General features: G+C 74.2%; 19 protein-coding genes and 1 tRNA gene. 17 read left to right on the forward strand and 3 right to left on the reverse strand.

What is annotated here, in order from left to right; genetic code table 11:
• The first annotated feature begins 217 nt into the window (after positions 1-217).
• The 6 genes from tmk to DQ238_RS22065 all read left to right on the forward strand — a co-directional run bounded on the left by tmk (position 218) and on the right by DQ238_RS22065 (position 6,465).
• On the forward strand, positions 218-895 hold the full coding sequence (gene tmk / locus DQ238_RS22040) for a dTMP kinase (protein ID WP_113783392.1): 678 nt from the start codon (positions 218-220) through the stop codon (positions 893-895).
• Entirely contained in the window at positions 892-2,073 is a 1,182-nt protein-coding gene (locus DQ238_RS22045; protein ID WP_113783393.1) for a DNA polymerase III subunit delta', read from the forward strand. Before tmk ends, DQ238_RS22045 begins: the two co-directional genes overlap by 4 nt.
• 113 nt (positions 2,074-2,186) lie before the next feature.
• Positions 2,187-2,259: transfer RNA gene (locus DQ238_RS22050), tRNA-Thr, on the forward strand.
• 249 nt (positions 2,260-2,508) lie between these two features.
• Positions 2,509-2,946, forward strand: coding sequence for a helix-turn-helix domain-containing protein (locus DQ238_RS22055; protein WP_199506512.1), 438 nt, complete (start codon positions 2,509-2,511; stop codon positions 2,944-2,946).
• The gene (locus DQ238_RS22060) at positions 2,943-3,944 is read left to right on the forward strand and encodes a PIN domain-containing protein (RefSeq protein ID WP_113783395.1); all 1,002 of its coding nucleotides are present in this window, start codon (positions 2,943-2,945) and stop codon (positions 3,942-3,944) included. The genes DQ238_RS22055 and DQ238_RS22060 overlap by 4 nt, the downstream gene beginning before the upstream one ends.
• A gap of 367 nt (positions 3,945-4,311) precedes the next feature.
• A complete protein-coding gene (locus tag DQ238_RS22065; RefSeq protein WP_113783396.1) occupies positions 4,312-6,465 on the forward strand; it encodes a glycoside hydrolase family 3 N-terminal domain-containing protein in 2,154 nt (717 codons plus the stop codon).
• Here the strand turns inward: DQ238_RS22065 and DQ238_RS22070 are convergent.
• Positions 6,459-6,644 carry a hypothetical protein gene (locus DQ238_RS22070; protein WP_113783397.1) on the reverse strand — a complete coding sequence of 62 codons (186 nt, stop codon included), beginning with the start codon at positions 6,642-6,644 and terminating at the stop codon, positions 6,459-6,461. The two genes, DQ238_RS22065 and DQ238_RS22070, sit on opposite strands and share 7 nt — an antisense overlap.
• Positions 6,645-6,802: 158 nt before the next feature.
• Here DQ238_RS22070 and DQ238_RS22075 point away from each other — a divergent pair, with 158 nt between their 5' ends.
• Positions 6,803-7,438: a class I SAM-dependent methyltransferase gene (locus DQ238_RS22075; RefSeq protein ID WP_113783398.1), complete on the forward strand. Its 636-nt coding sequence runs from the start codon at positions 6,803-6,805 to the stop codon at positions 7,436-7,438.
• Positions 7,439-7,459: 21 nt separating this feature from the next.
• On the opposite strand, the gene DQ238_RS22080 is transcribed toward DQ238_RS22075, so the two are convergent.
• The gene (locus DQ238_RS22080; RefSeq protein ID WP_113783399.1) at positions 7,460-7,888 is read right to left on the reverse strand and encodes a hypothetical protein; all 429 of its coding nucleotides are present in this window, start codon (positions 7,886-7,888) and stop codon (positions 7,460-7,462) included.
• A gap of 229 nt (positions 7,889-8,117) precedes the next feature.
• Positions 8,118-8,609, reverse strand: a complete 492-nt coding sequence (locus DQ238_RS22085; RefSeq protein ID WP_199506513.1) for an inorganic diphosphatase — start codon at positions 8,607-8,609, stop codon at positions 8,118-8,120.
• Positions 8,610-8,664: 55 nt separating this feature from the next.
• Here DQ238_RS22085 and dacB point away from each other — a divergent pair, with 55 nt between their 5' ends.
• From dacB to DQ238_RS22135, 10 genes are all read left to right on the forward strand, one after another.
• Complete coding sequence (gene dacB / locus DQ238_RS22090) at positions 8,665-10,074, forward strand: D-alanyl-D-alanine carboxypeptidase/D-alanyl-D-alanine-endopeptidase (protein WP_233496202.1); 1,410 nt, start codon at positions 8,665-8,667, stop codon at positions 10,072-10,074.
• 152 nt (positions 10,075-10,226) lie between these two features.
• On the forward strand, positions 10,227-11,309 hold the full coding sequence (locus tag DQ238_RS22095) for a zinc-dependent metalloprotease (RefSeq protein ID WP_199506514.1): 1,083 nt from the start codon (positions 10,227-10,229) through the stop codon (positions 11,307-11,309).
• A 10-nt stretch (positions 11,310-11,319) separates the two neighbouring features.
• Positions 11,320-12,345 carry a tRNA lysidine(34) synthetase TilS gene (gene tilS / locus DQ238_RS22100; protein WP_113783402.1) on the forward strand — a complete coding sequence of 342 codons (1,026 nt, stop codon included), beginning with the start codon at positions 11,320-11,322 and terminating at the stop codon, positions 12,343-12,345.
• A complete protein-coding gene (gene hpt / locus DQ238_RS22105) occupies positions 12,342-12,926 on the forward strand; it encodes a hypoxanthine phosphoribosyltransferase (protein WP_370447529.1) in 585 nt (194 codons plus the stop codon). The genes tilS and hpt overlap by 4 nt, the downstream gene beginning before the upstream one ends.
• Positions 12,927-13,318: 392 nt before the next feature.
• Positions 13,319-15,313 carry an ATP-dependent zinc metalloprotease FtsH gene (ftsH, locus tag DQ238_RS22110; RefSeq protein WP_113783403.1) on the forward strand — a complete coding sequence of 665 codons (1,995 nt, stop codon included), beginning with the start codon at positions 13,319-13,321 and terminating at the stop codon, positions 15,311-15,313.
• A complete protein-coding gene (gene folE / locus DQ238_RS22115) occupies positions 15,310-15,930 on the forward strand; it encodes a GTP cyclohydrolase I FolE (protein ID WP_113783404.1) in 621 nt (206 codons plus the stop codon). Before ftsH ends, folE begins: the two co-directional genes overlap by 4 nt.
• Positions 15,927-16,784, forward strand: a complete 858-nt coding sequence (gene folP, locus DQ238_RS22120; RefSeq protein WP_233496203.1) for a dihydropteroate synthase — start codon at positions 15,927-15,929, stop codon at positions 16,782-16,784. The genes folE and folP overlap by 4 nt, the downstream gene beginning before the upstream one ends.
• The gene (gene folB, locus DQ238_RS22125) at positions 16,777-17,163 is read left to right on the forward strand and encodes a dihydroneopterin aldolase (protein ID WP_113783405.1); all 387 of its coding nucleotides are present in this window, start codon (positions 16,777-16,779) and stop codon (positions 17,161-17,163) included. Before folP ends, folB begins: the two co-directional genes overlap by 8 nt.
• The gene (folK, locus tag DQ238_RS22130; RefSeq protein ID WP_113783406.1) at positions 17,160-17,666 is read left to right on the forward strand and encodes a 2-amino-4-hydroxy-6-hydroxymethyldihydropteridine diphosphokinase; all 507 of its coding nucleotides are present in this window, start codon (positions 17,160-17,162) and stop codon (positions 17,664-17,666) included. Before folB ends, folK begins: the two co-directional genes overlap by 4 nt.
• A 73-nt stretch (positions 17,667-17,739) precedes the next feature.
• Positions 17,740-18,246, forward strand: a complete 507-nt coding sequence (locus DQ238_RS22135; RefSeq protein ID WP_113783407.1) for a DUF3180 domain-containing protein — start codon at positions 17,740-17,742, stop codon at positions 18,244-18,246.
• The last annotated feature ends 246 nt before the right edge of the window (positions 18,247-18,492 follow it).

Genomic DNA, 18,492 nt, shown 5'->3' on the forward strand with positions numbered 1-18,492 from the left:
CAGCGAAAACGGCGGATCCACACGGCTCTACGATGGTCGACCTATCGTCGCGAGCACCAAGCCGACGCACGCCGCCATCACTTCCGACGACGACTCAGGCTCCAGGTTGTAGCCCTGTAGTACTAGGGCGCGCGCCCGCCCGGGACCGTCGGTCCCGCCCGGTAGCGTGGCGGTGCGCACCAGCCCTCCTCCGCAACGACGGGAGCTCGCGATCCCCGTGCCCGACGACGGTCCGCTCGACCTGCCCACCGGGGCCGCCAACGCACGGAACGGGCTGTTCGTCGCGTTCGAGGGCGGCGAGGGGGCCGGGAAGTCCACCCAGGTGCGGCTGCTGTGCGAGTGGCTGGCCGCCCGGGGCCGCCCGGTCCGGGCCACCGTCGAACCGGGCGGCACCCCGGTCGGCGCCGCCGTCCGCGCGATCGTCCTCGACCGCGCGCACACCGGCCTGGCCCCGCGCGCCGAGGCGCTGCTGTACGCCGCCGACCGCGCCCAGCACGCGCACGCCGTCCTGCACCCGGCGCTGGAGGCGGGCGAGGTCGTGGTCACCGACCGCTACGTCGACAGCTCGCTGGCCTACCAGGGCGCCGGGCGCACCATCCCGATGGACGACGTCGCGGCCCTCTCCCGCTGGGCCACCGGGGGGCTGCGGCCCGACCTCACCGTGCTGCTCGACCTGCCCCCCGAGCTGGGCCTGGCCCGCGCCCGTGGGCGGGCAGCCGCCGACCGGCTCGAGTCGGAGTCGCTGGACTTCCACCAGCGGGTGCGCGAGACCTTCCGGGCGCTGGCCGCCGCCGCTTGCGAGCGCTACCTCGTCCTGGACGCCACCCGCCCGGTCGACGAGCTCGCCGCCGACGTCCGCGCCCGGGTCGGCGCGCTGCTGGGCGTGCCGGCATGAGCGTCTGGGAGCAGGTCGTCGGCCAGTCCGCGGTCGTGGAGACGCTGCGCGCCGCGGTCGCCGACCCCGCCGTGATGACCCACGCCTGGCTGTTCACCGGCCCGCCGGGCTCCGGCCGGTCGGTGGCCGCCCGCGCCTTCGCCGCGGCGCTGCAGTGCCGGGACGGCGGCGAGCACCCCGACGTGGGCGCCTGCCACGCCTGCCGGACGGTCCTCGCCGGCACCCACGCCGACGTGCAGACCGTCGTCCCCGAGGGGCTGTCGATCGGCGTGGCCGAGGTGCGGGAGCTGGTGCGCATCGCCGGGCGGGCGCCGTCCCAGGGCCGTTGGCAGGTGGTGCTGGTCGAGGACGCCGACCGGATGACCGAGCAGGCGGCCAACACCGTGCTGAAGATGCTCGAGGAGCCGCCGACCCGCACCGTCTTCCTGCTCTGCGCGCCCAGCCTGCACCCCGACGACGTGTCGGTGACCATCCGCTCGCGCTGCCGGGTGGTCGGCCTGCGCACCCCGTCGGTCGATGCGGTCGCCGACGTGCTGGTCCACCGCGACGGCGTCGACCCGGCCCTGGCCGCCTGGTCGGCCGCGGCCGCCGGCGGGCACGTCGGGCGCGCCCGGCACCTCGCCCGCGACGAGGACGCCCGGCTGGCCCGCAAGGCGGTGCTGGACGTCCCGCTGGCGCTGGTGTCGCTGGCCGCCTGCCTGAGCGCCGCCGACGACCTGGTGGGGGCGGCCAAGGAGGAGTCCGACCGGGCGGCGGCCGAGCTCGACGGCGCGGAGACCGAGGCGCTCAAGCAGAGCCTGGGCGTCGGCGCCCGCGGGCCCGGCGTGGCCGCCGCCAGCCGCGGCGCCGGGCAGCTCAAGGAGCTGGAGAAGCGGCAGAGGTCGCGGGCCACCCGGCTGGGCCGCGACTCCCTCGACCGGGCGCTGGTCGACCTCGCCGCCCTGTACCGGGACGCGCTCGTCCTCGCCGCGCACCGGGACGCCGGGGACACCCGACCGCCGACGCTGGCCCACCCCGACCGCCGGGCGGACGCCGAGGCGCTGGCGGAGCGGATCGGGCAGGAGGGGGCGCTGCGCCGCATCGACGCCGTCCTGGCCTGCCGGGTCGCGCTCGAGCAGAACGTGAAGCCGCAGGTCGCCGTCGAGGCGCTCACTGTCGCGCTGCGGCTGCCCACCTGAGGAAGGACCCCGTCCTCCCCACCCCTCGCTCCGCTCGGGGCGGTGCCCTGGACGGGGCCGGCCCGCTGTGCGGTCCGTGCGGCGCGGTCACGTAGGCTGTGCACCGCACGTCCGCCGCCTTAGCTCAGTCGGTAGAGCATCTCACTCGTAATGAGAAGGTCGTCGGTTCGATTCCGACAGGCGGCTCGCATCTGACCAGCGTATTCGCGGTAGTAGGCCCCACTCAAGAGACCGTTTCGGTGCCGGCTGGGAACGGATTGGGAACGACGCCTGTGCGGGGCCGTAGCGTCGGCAGCGAGCGAGTGATAGTGAGGTGGGTGTGCCCCTCGCTCGTCCGAGCGCCTCGGGGTTCGCCCCACCTTCGGGGCAGGGTGACGAGGCGCTACTGTCCCAACCGAGGCTTGCGTTCCTTTCGTTTGCCCGTAGTCTGGCTTGGTGGCTCGTACGGTTGCTCGGCTGTCGCCAAAGGACATCGCGTCCGATGATGCGGCTCGCCTCGCTGAGGAGCTGCGGAGCGCGACGACGATCACTATCGGCGCGGAGACGGTCGCACTGACCGACGAGGTCCGGTCGGTGCTGAGCAAGCTCTTGGCCTATGTCGCCGCGGGCCAACGTGTCGACGTCGTGCCGGTGGACGAGATGCTGACCACCCAGCAGGCGGCAAACTTGCTCGAGGTCAGCCGTCCGACGCTCGTGAAGATGCTGGAGTCCGGCCTCATCCCCTACGAGCAGCCCGGTGTGCACCGCCGGGTCTCTCGGGCCGCCCTCGATGAATTCATCGCGTCGCGGGCTGAGCGTCGCCGAGCCGGTCTGGAAGCCTTGGCAAAAACCCTGGAGCCCGATGTCCCTGACGAGTTCGTCACCACCAGGTGACGCCGCTCGTCCTCCTGGACGCCTGCGTTCTGGTCCCTCAGCGGCTCTCCAGCCTCCTCCTCACCTTCGCCGAAGAGGGGCTCTTCGAACCCAGGTGGTCCGAACGGATCCTCGCCGAGACGGGGCGGGCGCTCACCGAGAAGCTCGGCGTACCACGTGACGGCGCTGCCCGTCGGCTAGCCGCCATGCGCGACGCCTTTCCCGAAGCGGCCGTTCACGGATTCGAGGTCCTGGAGCCGGAGCTCAACTGCCATCCGAAGGACCGGCACGTGCTTGCCGCAGCCATCGCCGCCGGCGCGGAGACGCTGGTGACCGCCAACGTCAGGGACTTCCCCGAGGTGTCCTGCGTGCCGCACGGGGTTACCGTCGCCGATCCCGATCTGTTCCTTCTCGAGCTAACGGCCCAGGACGCCCGTGCCTGTCAGGCCGCGGTGGAGCGGGAGGCGCGGCGGATGCGTCGGCCACCGATGACCCCGCAGGACGTACTGGCCGGCGTTGCCGTCCTGGTCCCCACCTTCGCCAACCTGCTGCATCAGTCGATGCTCGATGGTGTCGCAGTCGCGAGCGACGTGCCCGCCTACGTCACGGTCCCGGTGGAAGAGAGCCCGCTGCAGGGCTATGCCGACGCCCCAGACGTCACCAATCCGCTGCACGTGGCCTTCGCCTGGTGGACCGCGGTATTCGATCGCGATCGGTACCTCGCTGCCCTTCACGGTCTGACGTGGTCGCCGGCTGCATTCGGGGACTACGCCTGGGCGGAAGAACTGCTGGCGGGCCGGTCCATCGCGTCACGCATCTACTACGCCGTCGACGACCCGACTGGTGAGGTGGCCTACGTCCGCTTCGTGCCGGAGGTCGCCCAGAGCTCGCAGGTGTTTGAGTCGTTTCTCGTCCGCGGGGTCTGCTTCATGACCCTGAAGAAGCGACCGGATGGATCCTGGTGCGTCTGGGGGTTGGGGCACAGGATGGTCGGCACCCGCGCGGTCCGCGGAAGTTGAACGGCCGGGATGCCGGGGATCACCTTCGCCGGATCGTGCACCGCCAGCGGCTCACGCCATGGCGCCGACGCCTCCGCCAGCGCCCGATCCAGACTGGCCACCGCCACGGTCTCGGTCAGCAGTACCCCACCGCCCTGAGCGACCCCGGCGGTGTCGGTCGTGTCGACCTGAAGCCTGGGAGAGAACCGGCTACGCTGTTCCGCCTGGAAGGTGCTGCCCGATCCCGGGTGGTACGTCCCTGGACAAGACGCATCTTCCCTGGTCAGCAGCGCCCTCTTCCGAGAGCAACACGCCGTCAGGCGGTCGCGCCGTGAAAGCGCCGGGCCAGCTGGGGCTGTCAGCGCCACTGCCGGACAAGGAGTCCGCCATGTCCGAACTGCACCTCGAGCAGCCTCGCCTCGGCGCCCGCGTCAAGCCCACGCTCGAGGTCGACGGCCTGACCTTCCGCGACCTCGACGGCGACGGTGAGCTCGCGCCGTACGAGGACTGGCGACTGCCGGCCAGGGAGCGGACGGCAGATCTGGCCTCGCGGATGACGCTGGAGGAGAAGGCCGGGCTCATGCTCATCGACACCCTCAACGCCCGGTTCGGCGGGGAGATGGCGACCTACGCGCGCGACTACCTCGACGACCAGTACATGCGCCGGTTCATCTTCCGCAACCAGGTCGTGCCGACCGGTGAGGAGACGCAGGGCGACGACAGCCACGTCTTCCTCGCCGGGTCGACGATCAACCCGATCCAGGCGGCCAGGTTCCTCAACTCCGTGCAGGAGCACGCGGAGGGCAGCCGGCTCGGCATACCCGCGCTGTTCAAGTCCAACGCGCGCAACCACATCGACCCCGAAGCCCGGCCGGGCATCAACGAGGCCGCCGGGGTCTTCACCGCCTTCCCCAAGGAGGCGGGGCTGGCCGCGGCGCTGCTGGGCGCCGACGGCGACACCTCGGTCATCGAGGCGTTCGCGAGGGTCATGGGTGCGCAGTGGCGCGCGATCGGGCTGCGGGGCATGTACGGCTACGCGGTCGACCTCATCACCGAGCCGCGGTGGTACCGCACCCATGAGTGCTTCAGCCAGGACGCCGACCTGACCTCCGACATCGTCCGCACCCTCATCGGCACCCTGCAGGGCACGCAGGTCGAGGACGGCGTGGCCCTGTCTCCGGACTCCGACGTGCTGCTGACGATCAAGCACTTCCCGGGGGGCGGCCCCCAGGAGCTCGGCCTGGATCCGCACTACTCCTTCGGCAAGACCCAGGTCTACCCGGGCGGGCGCTTCGCCGAGCACCTGCGGCCGTTCGAGGCGGCGATCCGGGCCGGCGCGGCCTCGGTCATGCCCTACTACGGCGTGCCCATGGACGTGACGCACGAGGGGGTGGAGCTGGAGCAGATCGGTATGGCGTTCAGCGACCAGGTCATCAACGGCCTGCTGCGCGACGGGCTGGGCTTCGCCGGCTACGTCAACTCCGACACCGGCATCATCACCGACCGGGCCTGGGGTCTGGAGGAGAAGACGGTCCCCGAGCGGGTCGCCACCGCGGTGAACTCCGGCTCGGACACCCTCTCCGGCTTCCACGACGTCTCGGCGATCACCTCGCTCGTCGAAGCCGGCCTCGTCTCCTCCGAGCGGGTGGACCTGGCGGCGCGCCGGCTGCTCGAGCCGATGTTCCGACTGGGGCTGTTCGAGGACCCGTACGTCGACGAGGAGGCGGCGGAGGCGGCGTTCGGCCGGCCCGAGCACGCGGAGGTGTGCCTGGACCTGCAACGCCGCTCGGTGGTGCTGCTGCAGAACTCCGGCGTGCTGCCGCTGGCGCAGGGATCGAAGGTCTACGTCCTGGGCACGATCGACCCGCAGGTGGTGGCCTCCTACGGGTTCGAGGTGGTGGACGGCAACGTGGGTGAGGGCACGCAGCGGCCGAGCGCGACGGACGCCGACGTCGTGCTGGTGACGCTCACGGCGCGGACCCGCGGGACCGCGCTCTACCGCAGCGCCAACCCGGCCAGCGGGATGCGCCCGGACAAGATCTCCCCGATCGTCTTCCCCGGCGTGCGCGGCCTCGACGGCCACAGTCCCTACGGAGCGGCGGATGCGTGCGTGGCGTACGACGGTGATCACTGCACCGACGACACCCTGTTGCACGGCGGTTCGTTCCCCTGGGAGAGCAGCGTGCTGGACTTCACCGGCATGGCGGGCGCGGAGTCATGGGAGGTCACGCCGTCACTGGACACCGTGCAGGATGTCGTGCGGGAGGTCGGGAACCCGGGCAAGGTCGTCCTGGACGTCTACTTCCGCCAGCCGTTCGTGCTCGATGAGGACAGCGGCCTGCGCGACGCAGGCGCGATCGTGGCGTCCTTCGGGATCACCGACCAAGCCCGGATGGACGTTCTCTCCGGTCGCTCCGCCCCGGGCGGGAAGATGCCCTTCGCCCTGGCCGCGACCCGCCAGGCGATCGAGGACAACCAGTCCGACGTCCCCGGCTACGGCGACGACGCGCTCTTCGACTACGGCCACGGCCTCACCTACTGACCAACCCAGAGGGCCCCTCTGGCCAGGTCGACGTCACCCCAGCGCAGGCCCACGACCTCGCCGCGGCACAACCCGGTCATCGTCGGCACCTCGAACGGGACGCCCATGCCGGTGGCCGGAAGCGAGGCCTGCAGCGCCGCCCCGGCGTCGGCGGCCGCCGCGAAGCCACCGCGCTGCACCTGCCTGCGCTCGCCGGAGGGTCGCGCACGGGGCCCGTCCGCCGGGACGGCACGCTGCCGTCGGAGGCCGGCGGTGGTTGGCCGGCGTCCGCGGCGGGCACCGCGGAGGAGCTCGACGAGCCGCCCGGTCGAGCAGCCCTCGAGCCCGGAGGACCGCCGTGAGGCCCACCGCCCAGCCCCGCCCCGTCCCGCGGACCTACGTCGACGCCAATCGGCTGTGGGTCGACTCCCGCCTGCGCGCGGCGGTACAGCAGCGCGTGGAGGCGCCCGTCCTGCGCCGGCTCGGCGGCCCGGTCCCCGGCGGGCACGTCCTCGAGATCGGTACGGGACGCCGCGGCACCGGGCTGCGCCTGGCCCTCGACACGTTCCAGGCCGCGCGGGCGGACGGCGTCGAGCTGCACGCCGCCAGCGTGGACGCCTGCCGGCAGGCGGTGGCCGACCTGGGCGAGCGGGTCCGGGTCGAGCCGGGCGACGCCGCCCGGCTGGCTGCCCCCGACGCCTCCTACGACGCGGTCTTCGACTACCACCTGCTGCACCACACCCCCGCCTGGCGCGACGCCGTCCGCGAGGCAGCCCGGGTGCTGCGGCCCGGTGGGCGGTTCTACGTCTGCGAGATGACCGCCCGGTTCGTCGACAGCCGTCCGCTGCGCGCGGTCTCCCACCACCCGGCCGACGGCGACCGGCCCACGCCGCTGACCCTGTCGGCGGCCTGCCGGGACGCCGACCTGCACCTGGTCGGACAGGAGACCCGCGCCGCGGGGTGCTGGACCGCACTGGTGGCCCGCAAGGACTGACGAGGGCCGCGGCGGACCGGGTCAGGCGGCGCCGGACTCCTCGGCCGAGGAGCCGCCGCGCGGCCCGCCGCCCCCGCCCGGCCCGCCGCTGTCGGTCCCGGTCACGGTGAAGTCCGCACCGACGAGCACGATGATCCGCTCGCCGTCGGCGGTCACGATGTGCGACTCGTAGACGCCGCCGGAGTCGGTCTCGGTGCGCTCGATCGTGGCGCCGGGGTACGCGGCCAGGACGGCGGCCTCCACCTCGGTCTTCGTGTCGCCGGTGAGCAGCTGCTCGTCGGGCCGCTGGGGCTGCGACGGGTCGCTCACCGCGTACCCCGGGCCCGGAGGGGTCGTGCCCTCGTCGGCGCTCGCGGTGAGCGTGCCGGCGAGCACGCCCCCGGCGATCGCGCCGGCGGCGACCAGGCCGGCGGCCCCGCCGATGCGCTTCCAGCGTGCGGTGTTCCCCATGGGAGGTCCTCCTCGTCGGTGGCGGCCCGGAGTGGCCGTGCCGCCACCATCCGGGCCGTTCCTGGGGAGGAGCTGGCGCTGGTCTCACGACCCGCTGTGCACCGGTGACGAACCGTCACAGCGTCCGGGACCCCCTCCGGTCGCACCGACGGCGGTGCACCCGCGAGGGCGGCCCCCCTCCCGGGTCCCGCCCCGAGCGTGCGAGGGATGGGGAGGAGGGGGGTCCTCCTCAGTGGTGCCCGTCCTCCTGGGCCCGGTCCAGGGAGGCCTTGATCTCCTCCTCCGCCTCCTCGCGGCCGACCCACTCGGCGCCCTCGACCGACTTCCCCGGCTCGAGGTCCTTGTAGGTCTCGAAGAAGTGCTGGATCTCCAGCCGGTCGAACTCCGAGACGTCGCCGATGTCGGTCAGGTGGGCCTGCCGCGGATCCGTCGCCGGCACGCAGAGGACCTTGTCGTCCCCGCCCTTCTCATCGGTCATCCGGAACATGCCGATGGCCCGGCAGGTGATGAGGCAGCCGGGGAAGGTCGGCTCCTCGAGGAGGACCAGGGCGTCGAGCGGGTCGTCGTCCATGCCCAGGGTGTTCTCGATGTACCCGTAGTCGGCCGGGTAGCGGGTCGAGGTGAACAGCATCCGGTCCAGGCGGATGCGTCCGGTGGCGTGGTCCAGCTCGTACTTGTTCCGCTGGCCCTTCGGGATCTCGATCGTCACGTCGAACTGCACGGGTCGTAGTGTGGCCCACCGGACCGCGGCTGACGGTCGCAGGTCGTTCCGGGGGGTGGGCAGCATCGCGTCGAGCGGGTCGACGACCGTCACGCCGAAGTACTCCAGGTTCCGTCGCCGTCTCGTCCTGGGCGCCCTCGCCGTCGTGCTCGTGCTCGCCGTCGGCGTCTGGTTCGTCGTCCCGACCGGCGGTGGGGACGACGCCGGCGAGGCCGAGGCCCGCCTGCCCGACGTCCCGGCGGCCGCGCCCGTCCTCGCCGCGCTGGGGTCGCAGGCGCCCGTCCCCGACGCCCCCGTGCTCTCCGGTGAGCTCGCGCCGCTGCTGGCCGCGCCAGCCCTCGGTCCCGGCGTCGCCGCCGAGGTCGTCGACGTCGCCTCCGGCGGGGTGCTGCTGGACCAGGACGCCGACGACCCGGTCACGCCCGCCTCCACCGCGAAGCTGCTCACCGCCGTCGCGGCCCTGACCACCCTCGGCCCCGCGGCCACCCTCGAGACGACGGTCGTCGCCGGCGCCACCCCCGACGAGGTGGTGCTGGTCGGCGGCGGCGACCCGACCCTGTCGCGGACGGCGCCGTCGCTGACCTACCCCGGAGCGCCCACCCTCGACGACCTCGCCGCCCAGGTGCGCGGCAGCCTCCCGGCCGGCACCACGGTCACCCGCGTCGTCGTCGACAGCTCGCTGTTCAGCGGCCCGCTCACCGCCCCCGGCTGGGGGCCCGGCGACGCGCCGTCGAGCTACGCCGCCCCGATCACCGCGACCGCGGTCGACGGCGCCCGGGTCCGTCCCGGCGAGGAGGCACGCAGCGGCCAGCCCGGACTGGACGCCGGTGCCGCCCTGGCCGCCGCCCTCGGCGTCCCCCGCGCGACCGTCGCCCTCGGCTCGGCGCCCGACGGCGCGCCGACCCTGGGCGCGGTGCGCTCGGCCCCGGTCGCCCGGCTGGCCGAGCAGGCGCTGACCGGCTCGGACAACGTGCTGACCGAGTCGCTGGCCCGGCACGTGGCCCTCGCCCGCGGCCTGCCGGTCACCTTCGAGGGGTCCGCGCAGGCGGTGACCGGCGCGCTGTCCGACGCCGGTCTGGACGTCACCGGGGTGGCGCTGTCCGACGGCAGCGGGCTGTCCCTCGACGACCGGGTGCCGGTGTCCCTGCTCGCCGACCTGCTCGCCGGCGCCGCCGACGGCTCGCTCCCCGACGCCTCCGCCGTGCTGTCCGGGCTGCCCGTGGCCGGCTACGACGGGACGCTGGCCGACCGCGGCGACGCCGACCCGCCGGGCGCCCCGGGTGCCGTGCGCGCCAAGACCGGCACCCTGCTCGGCGTCCACGGCCTGGCCGGCACCGTGGTCACCGCCGACGGGCGGCTGCTGGTCTTCGCCGTCGTCGCCGACGCCGCGCCCGGCACCGAGCAGGCCGCCCAGGGCGCCCTGGACGACGTCGCCGCCGCGCTGGCCGCCTGCGGCTGCCGCTGACGGCCCTGGTGACGTCGTGGAACGGCCACCCTCCAGGGTCCCGCCGGCCCCTCTGCAGGGTCCCGCTGCGAGCCTGCGAGCAGTGGGGGGCAGAGGGGTCCTTCTAGAGACGTGGGGGGAAGGGTGGTCCCTTTTCCGCGTACCGTGAGGCGATGAGCAGCCCCGCCCCGATGGTCGACTGGGACCTCGCCGGACGCACGGCCCGCCGCCTGGTCGGTCCCGGCCCGCAGACCACGCGGGAGGAGGCCGCCGCCGTCGTCCGGGAACTGCACGAGGCGGCCGCCAGCGCCGTGGCCCACGTCGAGCGGCTGACCGGGCTGGCGCCGGTCCCCGGCGGGCCGGCCCCGGAGGTCGCCGTCGTCGACCGGCCCGGCTGGATCGACGCCAACACCGCCGGGATGGCGGCCCTGCTCGACCCGCTGGTCGATGCCCTGGCCGCCCGGCAGGAGTCCCGTCCCGGCCCGCTGGTCACCGCGATCGGCTCCCGCGCCACCGGCGTGCAGGCCGGCGGCGTGCTGGCGTTCCTCGCCTCCCGCGTGCTCGGCCAGTACGAGGTGTTCGGCACCGGCGGCCGGCTGCTGCTCGTGGCTCCCAACGTCGTCGACGCCGAGCGCCGGCTCGGGGTCGACCCCGGCGACTTCCGGCTCTGGGTGTGCCTGCACGAGGTGACCCACCAGCTGCAGTTCACCGCGGTGCCCTGGCTCAAGGGGTACCTGGAGAGGCAGATCACCGACTTCGTCGAGGCCACCGACCTCGACCCCGACGTCCTGCGCGAGCGGCTGCGCGACGTGCTGCGCAGCATCGGCAACGCCGTCCGCGGCACCGACGGTGACGACAGCGGGCTCATGGCGCTGATCCAGGACCCCGCGCAGCGGGCGGTCCTCGACCGGGTCACCGCGGTGATGAGCCTGGTGGAGGGGCACGCCGAGTACGTGATGGACGGCGTCGGCCCGGACGTCGTCCCCTCGGTGCGGACCCTGCGCAAACGGTTCGCCCAGCGGCGCAAGGGCCGCGGCCCGCTGGACCGGGTGCTGCGCCGGCTGCTGGGCCTGGAGCAGAAGATGAAGCAGTACGCCGACGGCCGGTACTTCGTCGGCGGGGTGGTCGACCTCGTCGGCATGGAGGGCTTCAACCGGGTGTGGTCGGGCCCGGAGACCCTGCCGCGCATCGAGGAGCTCACCGACCCCGCCCGCTGGGTCGAGCGGGTGCACGGCCGCCCGGCCATCCCCGCCTGAGACCCGGCCGGTGGCGGGCCCTCCCGCCGCGGTGGCCCGCGTCCGCAGCGCCGTCCGCCCGGGCCTGGCCACCTCGGCCGCGCCGGTCCTGGTGGCCGTCAGCGGGGGAGCGGACTCCCTCGCCCTGGCCGCCGCGGTCGCCTTCGAGGCACCGCGGACCGGCGTCCGGGCCGGGGCGCTGACCGTCGACCACGGCCTGCAACCCGGCTCCGCCGAGCGGGCGGCGGCCACCGCCGCGCTGCTGTCCGGGCTGGGCCTGGACCCGGTGCGCGTGCTGACCGTGCGGGTCGGGCCGGACGGCGGACCGGAGGCGGCCGCCCGGGCCGCCCGGTACGCCGCTCTCGCCCGGGCGGCAACGGACCTCGGCGCCCGGGTCGCGCTCGGCCACACGCTCGACGACCAGGCCGAGACGGTGCTGCTCGGGCTCGGCCGCGGCTCCGGGCCGCGCAGCGTCGCCGGCATGGTCGACGAGCGCCCGGACGGCGGAGTCACCTGGTGGCGGCCGCTGCTCGGCGTCCGCCGGGAGACCACCCGCGCCGCCTGCGCCGACCAGGGCCTGCCGGTGTGGGAGGACCCGTGGAACACCGACCCGGCCTACACCCGGGCGCGGCTGCGCGGCGAGGTGCTGCCGCTGCTGGAGGAGGTCCTCGGCGGCGGTGTCGCCCCGGCGCTGGCCCGCACGGCCGCAATGCTGCGGGAGGACCTCGACACCCTCGACGCGCTGGCCACCGCGGAGCTCTCCCGGCTGGCCGGAGCGGACGGCCTGCCCGCCGAGCCGCTCGCCGCCCTGCCCGCCGCGCTGCGCCGCCGGGTGCTGCGCGGCTGGCTGCGCGGAGCCGGGACGCCCGACCTGCAGGCCGTCCACCTGACCGCGGTCGACGCGCTGCTCACCCGGTGGCGGGGCCAGGGACGGGTGGACCTCCCCGGCGGTGCAGGGGTCGTCCGGACGTCTGGCAGGCTGGTGCTGTCGCCCCCTGACCCGCGGGGCCCCCGTCCCGGGAACGCACCCGACACCCGCGAGGAGTCCAGACCGTGAGCGAGCCCGCCAGCGTGCCCGCAGAGCTCGGCAACGACCACGGCTACGGTCCCGACATCGACCACGTGCTGCTGTGCGAGGAACAGATCCAGGCCAAGATCGCCGAGCTGGCCGAGCAGGTGGCGGAGGACTACGCCGGCAGGGAGGTCCTGCTGGTCGGCGTCCTCAAGGGCGCCGTGCTGTTCATGAGCGACTTCGCGCGGGCGCTGCGGCTGCCCACCCAGATGGAGTTCATGGCCGTCTCCTCCTACGGCTCGGCCACCAGCTCCTCCGGCGTCGTCCGCATCCTCAAGGACCTCGACCGCGACATCAGCGACCGGCACGTGCTGGTGATCGAGGACATCATCGACTCCGGGCTGACGCTGTCCTGGCTGCTCAAGAACCTCGGCAGCCGGCGTCCGGCCTCCCTCGAGGTCTGCGCGCTGCTGCGCAAGCCCGACGCGGTGAAGGTCGACGTGCCGGTGCGCTACGTCGGTTTCGACATCCCCAACGAGTTCGTCGTCGGCTACGGGCTGGACTACGCCGAGCGCTACCGCGACCTGCCCTACATCGCCACGCTCAAGCCCGAGGTGTACCGGTGACGCTGTGACACTGCGGTCCTACCGGACCGCACCGCGACCAGGTGCCGTCCCCCACTGCCGCTGAGCCCACCCGTCGCACTGCGTCGGGGAGCCTCCGGCCCCGCGCCGCAGCACGACCCCCGCAGGGCGGCTTCCGTCGGCACCGCGGCCACGTGCGTTCCCGGTTCGGGCGGAGCTGCTGCTGACCCACCTCGACCGGGCGACGACAGGGGTCACCCCTCCAGCCCGTTCCCGGGTCGTGCACAGCTGTCGTCCAGACTCCCCGGTGTACCGTCGGTCGCACCGACGCTGCACCGAGCGCCAGGGTGCCCGCCCGGGTCGCAGGAAGCGTCCCCCGGACGATCAGGAGGGTGGACGGGCAGGCCGGAGCCCCGGCCACCCGGCATCGTTGAATGGAACGCAAGAAGATCTTCCGCTCCGTGTGGTTCTGGGTCGTCCTCGTCGTCCTCCTGGCGTTGGCGTTCTCCTCGCTGTTCCGTGGCAACGGTGGCTACCACGAGGTCAGCACCGCGACCGCGATCGCGCAGATCACCGACGGCAACGCCGACAGGGTCACGATCAACGACAAGGAGCAGACCCTCGACCTCGACCTGAAGAACCCGGTCGAGGGCAGCGACAAGGTCACCGCGTCCTACCCGCTCGGCGCGTCCGACGACGTCTTCGACCTCGTCTCCGGTCTGAACGGCAACGGCGACGGCGTCGACTTCAACACCAACGTCACCCAGGACAGCGTGCTGGTCAGCATCCTGATCAGCTTCCTGCCCTTCGTGGTCCTGCTGCTGCTGCTGTTCTGGCTGTTCAACTCCATGCAGGGCGGTGGCCGCGGCGTCATGGCCTTCGGCAAGTCCAAGGCCAAGGTGGTCAGCAAGGACACCCCGAAGACGACGTTCGCCGACGTCGCCGGCGCCGACGAGGCCGTCGAGGAGCTGCAGGAGATCAAGGACTTCCTGGCCAACCCGGTCAAGTTCCAGGCGGTCGGCGCGAAGATCCCCAAGGGGGTGCTGCTGTTCGGCCCGCCCGGCACCGGCAAGACCCTGCTGGCCCGCGCCGTCGCCGGCGAGGCCGGCGTGCCGTTCTTCTCGATCTCCGGGTCGGACTTCGTGGAGATGTTCGTCGGCGTCGGCGCCAGCCGGGTGCGCGACCTGTTCGAGCAGGCCAAGAACAACGCGCCGGCGATCATCTTCGTCGACGAGATCGACGCCGTCGGCCGGCACCGCGGCGCCGGCATGGGCGGCGGGCACGACGAGCGCGAGCAGACGCTCAACCAGATGCTCGTCGAGATGGACGGCTTCGACGTGAAGGGTGGCGTCATCATGATCGCCGCCACCAACCGGCCGGACATCCTCGACCCGGCGCTGCTGCGCCCCGGCCGCTTCGACCGCCAGATCGCCGTCGACCGCCCCGACCTCGAGGGCCGCAAGGCGATCCTCGCCGTCCACGCCAAGGGCAAGCCGCTCGCGCCGGACGTCGACCTGGAGATCGTCGCCCGCCGCACGCCCGGCTTCACCGGCGCGGACCTCGCCAACGTGCTCAACGAGGCCGCGCTGCTCACCGCCCGCACCAACGGGCAGGTGATCACCGACGCCACCCTCGAGGAGGCGATCGACCGCGTCATCGCCGGCCCCGAGCGCAAGACCCGGGCGATGAGCGAGAAGGAGAAGAAGGTCACCGCCTACCACGAGGGCGGCCACGCCCTGGTGGCGCACGCGCTGCCCAACCTGGACCCGGTGCACAAGGTGACGATCCTGCCCCGCGGCCGCTCGCTGGGGCACACCCTGGTGCTGCCGACCGAGGACAAGTACACCCAGACCCGGTCGGAGATGATCGACACCCTCGCCTACGCGCTCGGCGGCCGGGCGGCCGAGGAGCTGGTCTTCCACGAGCCCACCACGGGTGCGGGCAACGACATCGAGAAGGCGACCTCGCTGGCGCGGTCGATGGTCACCCAGTACGGCATGAGCGCCAAGCTGGGCGCGGTCAAGTACGGCAGCAACGACTCCGAGCCGTTCCTGGGCCGCGACATGCGTTCGCACCCGGACTACTCCGAGGCCGTCGCCGCCGACATCGACGCCGAGGTCCGCGCGCTCATCGAGGCCGCCCACGACGAGGCCTGGGAGATTCTGGTCGAGTACCGGTCCGTCCTCGACACGCTCGTCCTCGAGCTGATCGAGAAGGAGACCCTCTCCAAGGAGGACATGGCGCGCATCTGCGCCCCGGTCACCAAGCGGCCCTCGCTGGCCCCGTACAACGGCTTCGGCAAGCGCACCCCGTCGGACCAGCCGCCGGTGCTCACCCCCGCCGAGCGCGCCGCGCAGAGCGGCAACGGCCACGTGCAGCCGGACCGGCCGAACCCGGTGGGGGACGTCGGCGCTCCTGCCCAACGATGAGCGAGGTCGCCCCCCAGTTCGAGGACCTGCCGTCGAGCAGGCCGCGGCGGGGGGTCGACCGCGCCCGGGTGGAGGCCGCGGTGCGGGAGATCCTGCTCGCGGTCGGCGAGGACCCGGACCGCCCCGGCCTGCAGGAGACCCCGGCGCGGGTGGCCCGCGCGTACACCGAGACCTTCGCCGGGCTCTGGCAGGACCCGGCCGAGGTGCTGGCCACCACCTTCGCCGAGGACCACGACGAGATGGTCCTGGTCAAGGACATCCCGATGTACTCGACCTGCGAGCACCACCTGGTGCCCTTCCACGGCAGGGCGCACGTCGGCTACATCCCCGGCGACGACGGCCGGGTCACCGGGCTGTCCAAGCTGGCCCGGCTGGTCGAGGTCTACGCCCGGCGCCCGCAGGTGCAGGAGCGGATGACCAGCCAGATCGCCGACGCGCTGGCCGACGTCCTCAAGCCCCGCGGCGTGCTCGTCGTCATCGAGGCCGAGCACCTGTGCATGGCGATGCGCGGGGTGCGCAAGCCCGGCTCGACGACGGTCACCTCGGCCGTGCGCGGCATCTTCCGGGACAACCCGGCGACCCGCAGCGAGGCGATGAGCCTCGTCCTGGGCCGGTGAACACCACGCTGGTGCGTCCCGCCCACTGCGTCGTGATGGGCGTCCTCAACGTCACCCCCGACTCCTTCTCGGACGGCGGCTGCTTCACCGACCCCTCCTCGGCGATCGCCCACGGCCTGGCGATGCACGCCGCCGGGGCGGACTACGTGGACGTCGGCGGGGAGTCCACCCGCCCCGGCGCCGATCGGATCGACTCGTCCGAGGAGTGCCGGCGGGTGCTGCCGGTGGTCGCCGAGCTCGCCGCCGCGGGCGTGCGGGTCAGCGTGGACACCACCCGCGCCGAGGTCGCCGAGGCCGCCCTGCAGGCCGGGGCCACGCTGGTCAACGACGTCAGCGGGGGCCTGGCCGACGAGGGGATGGCCCGGTTGGTCGCCGAGGCCGGCGTCCCCTGGGTGCTCATGCACTGGCGCGGGCACAGCCGGGAGATGTACGCCGCGGCCCGCTACGGGGACGTCGTCACCGAGGTCTGCGCGGAGCTCACCGCCCGGGTCGAGGACGTCGTCACCGCGGGCGTCGCCCCCGAGCAGCTGGTCCTCGACCCGGGGCTGGGCTTCGCCAAGCGGGCCGAGCACAACTGGCGGCTGCTGGCCGGCCTCGACCGGGTCGTCGGCCTCGGCCTGCCCGTGCTGGTCGGGGCCTCCCGCAAGTCGTTCCTCGGCCGGCTGCTGGCCGACACCGACGGGGAGCAGCGCCCGGCCGAGCAGCGGGACGCGGCCACCCTGGCCACCACCGTGCTCGCCGCCGAGGCCGGCGCGTGGGGGGTGCGGGTGCACGACGCGGCGGCCTCCGTCGACGCCGTCCGCACCGTCGCCGCCGTGCAGGCGGTCCGCCGCGAGGGGAGCGGCCGTGCCTAGTCCCCGCCCACCCCGCCGCCCCGACCGCATCGCCGTCCGCGGGCTCACCGCGCACGCCCACCACGGGGTCCACTCGGTCGAGCGGGAGCGGGGGCAGACCTTCCGCGTCGACGCCGTCCTCGAGCTGGACACCGCCGCGGCCGCCGCGGGCGACGACCTGGCCGAGACGGTCGACTACGCCCGGTTGGCCCGGCGGCTGCACGCCGTCCTCACCGGCGAGCCGGTCGACCTGCTGGAGACCCTCGCCCAGCGGCTGGCCGACGTCTGCCTGGCCGACCCGCGGGTCGACGCCGCCGAGATCACCGTGCACAAGCCCGAGGCCGACCTCGGGGTGCCCGTCGACGACGTCACGGTCGCCATCCGGCGGGAGCGGACATGACTCGCGCCGTCCTGTCGCTCGGCGCCAACCTCGGTGACCGGGCAGCCGCGCTGCGCGGCGCGGTCACGGCTCTCCGGGACGACGGCGTGCTGGTGGCCCGCTCGACGCTGTACGAGACCCCGCCGTGGGGGCCGGTCGAGCAGCCGTCCTACCTCAACGCGGTGGTGGTGGTCCGCGGCCCGCGCGACGCCGGAGGCTGGCTGGCCCGCGCGCACGAGCTGGAGCAGGCCGCCGGGCGCACCCGGGACGTGCGCTGGGGGGCGCGCACCCTCGACGTCGACGTCGTCACCGTCACCGGGGACGACGGGCAGCCGGTGCTCTCCGCCGACCCCGCCCTCACGCTGCCGCACCCGCGCGCCCACGAGCGGGCGTTCGTGCTCGTGCCGTGGGCCGACCTCGACCCGACCGCGGTGCTGTCCGGGCACGGCCGGGTGGTCGACCTGCTGGCCGCGCTGCCGGCCGAGGACGTCGCGGCCGTCGTCCGCTGGGAGCACCTCCGGTGAGCGGAGCCCCGAGCGCACGCAGGGACGCGGCGGCCCGGAGCACCCGGTCACCGAGCGCGAGGGGGGTGGACCGGTGACACCGGTGCGCCGCCGCGACCTCGTCGTCCTCGCCGCTGGCCTGGCCGTGGCGGCCTGGCTGCTGGTGCGGGCCACCTACGGGTCGCTGCCGCAGCTGCGCTGGTGGCTGCCGGTGCCGATCGCCGTCCTGGCGGTGGCCGAGCTGCTGGGCGCGCGCACCCTGCGCGCCCGGCTGGCCGCCCAGCGCGACCGCCGTCCACCGGCCGAGCGCGGCACCGCGCCGGTCCGACCGGTCGAGCCGATGCTCGTCGCCCGGCTGGCGGTGCTGGCCCAGGCCAGCGCCTACGTCGGGGCGGCGTTCGTGGGGATCTGGGTGGGAGTGCTGCTCTACGTGGCCCCGGCGGTCGCCCGCCTGCAGGCCGCCGCCGGCGACACCCTCACCTCCGTCCTCGGCGTGGCCTGCGCCGCCGCGCTGGTGGGCGCCGCGCTGTGGCTGGAGTCGGCCTGCCGGGTCCCACCCCCGTCGGACGACGAGGGCCCGCCCACCGGCGCCCGGGCGTAGTCACCGTCGTCCCTGCGCCGACAGGAGCCTGGCGAGGGTCGGCCTGCGGCGTGGTACGTCGGGGACGGCCCCTGGCCGCGGGGTGGACCGGTCGCGGAGGCCCGCAGGGTCTCCCGATCGGGGCACGGGTGGAGGCTCAGCGCATGTCGGGGACGGCAGCTGGCCGCGGGGTGGACCGGTCGCGGAGGCCCGCAGGGTCTCCCGATCGGGGCACGGGTGGAGGCTCAGCGCATGTCGGGGACGGCA

The sequence above is a fragment of the Geodermatophilus sp. TF02-6 genome (genome assembly GCF_003319115.1).
In the GTDB taxonomy this organism is placed as follows: Bacteria; Actinomycetota; Actinomycetes; order Mycobacteriales; family Geodermatophilaceae; genus Geodermatophilus.

Bases quoted from the DNA above. Each gene is read 5' to 3' on its own strand.
- DQ238_RS22045 (WP_113783393.1), top strand. From the start codon at position 892: ATGAGCGTCTGGGAGCAGGTCGTCGGCCAGTCCGCGGTCGTGGAGACG.
- DQ238_RS22065 (WP_113783396.1), top strand. From the start codon at position 4,312: ATGTCCGAACTGCACCTCGAGCAGCCTCGCCTCGGCGCCCGCGTCAAG.
- DQ238_RS22080 (WP_113783399.1), bottom strand. From the start codon at position 7,888: ATGGGGAACACCGCACGCTGGAAGCGCATCGGCGGGGCCGCCGGCCTG.
- DQ238_RS22095 (WP_199506514.1), top strand. From the start codon at position 10,227: ATGAGCAGCCCCGCCCCGATGGTCGACTGGGACCTCGCCGGACGCACG.
- ftsH (WP_113783403.1), top strand. From the start codon at position 13,319: ATGGAACGCAAGAAGATCTTCCGCTCCGTGTGGTTCTGGGTCGTCCTC.
- folE (WP_113783404.1), top strand. From the start codon at position 15,310: ATGAGCGAGGTCGCCCCCCAGTTCGAGGACCTGCCGTCGAGCAGGCCG.
- folK (WP_113783406.1), top strand. From the start codon at position 17,160: ATGACTCGCGCCGTCCTGTCGCTCGGCGCCAACCTCGGTGACCGGGCA.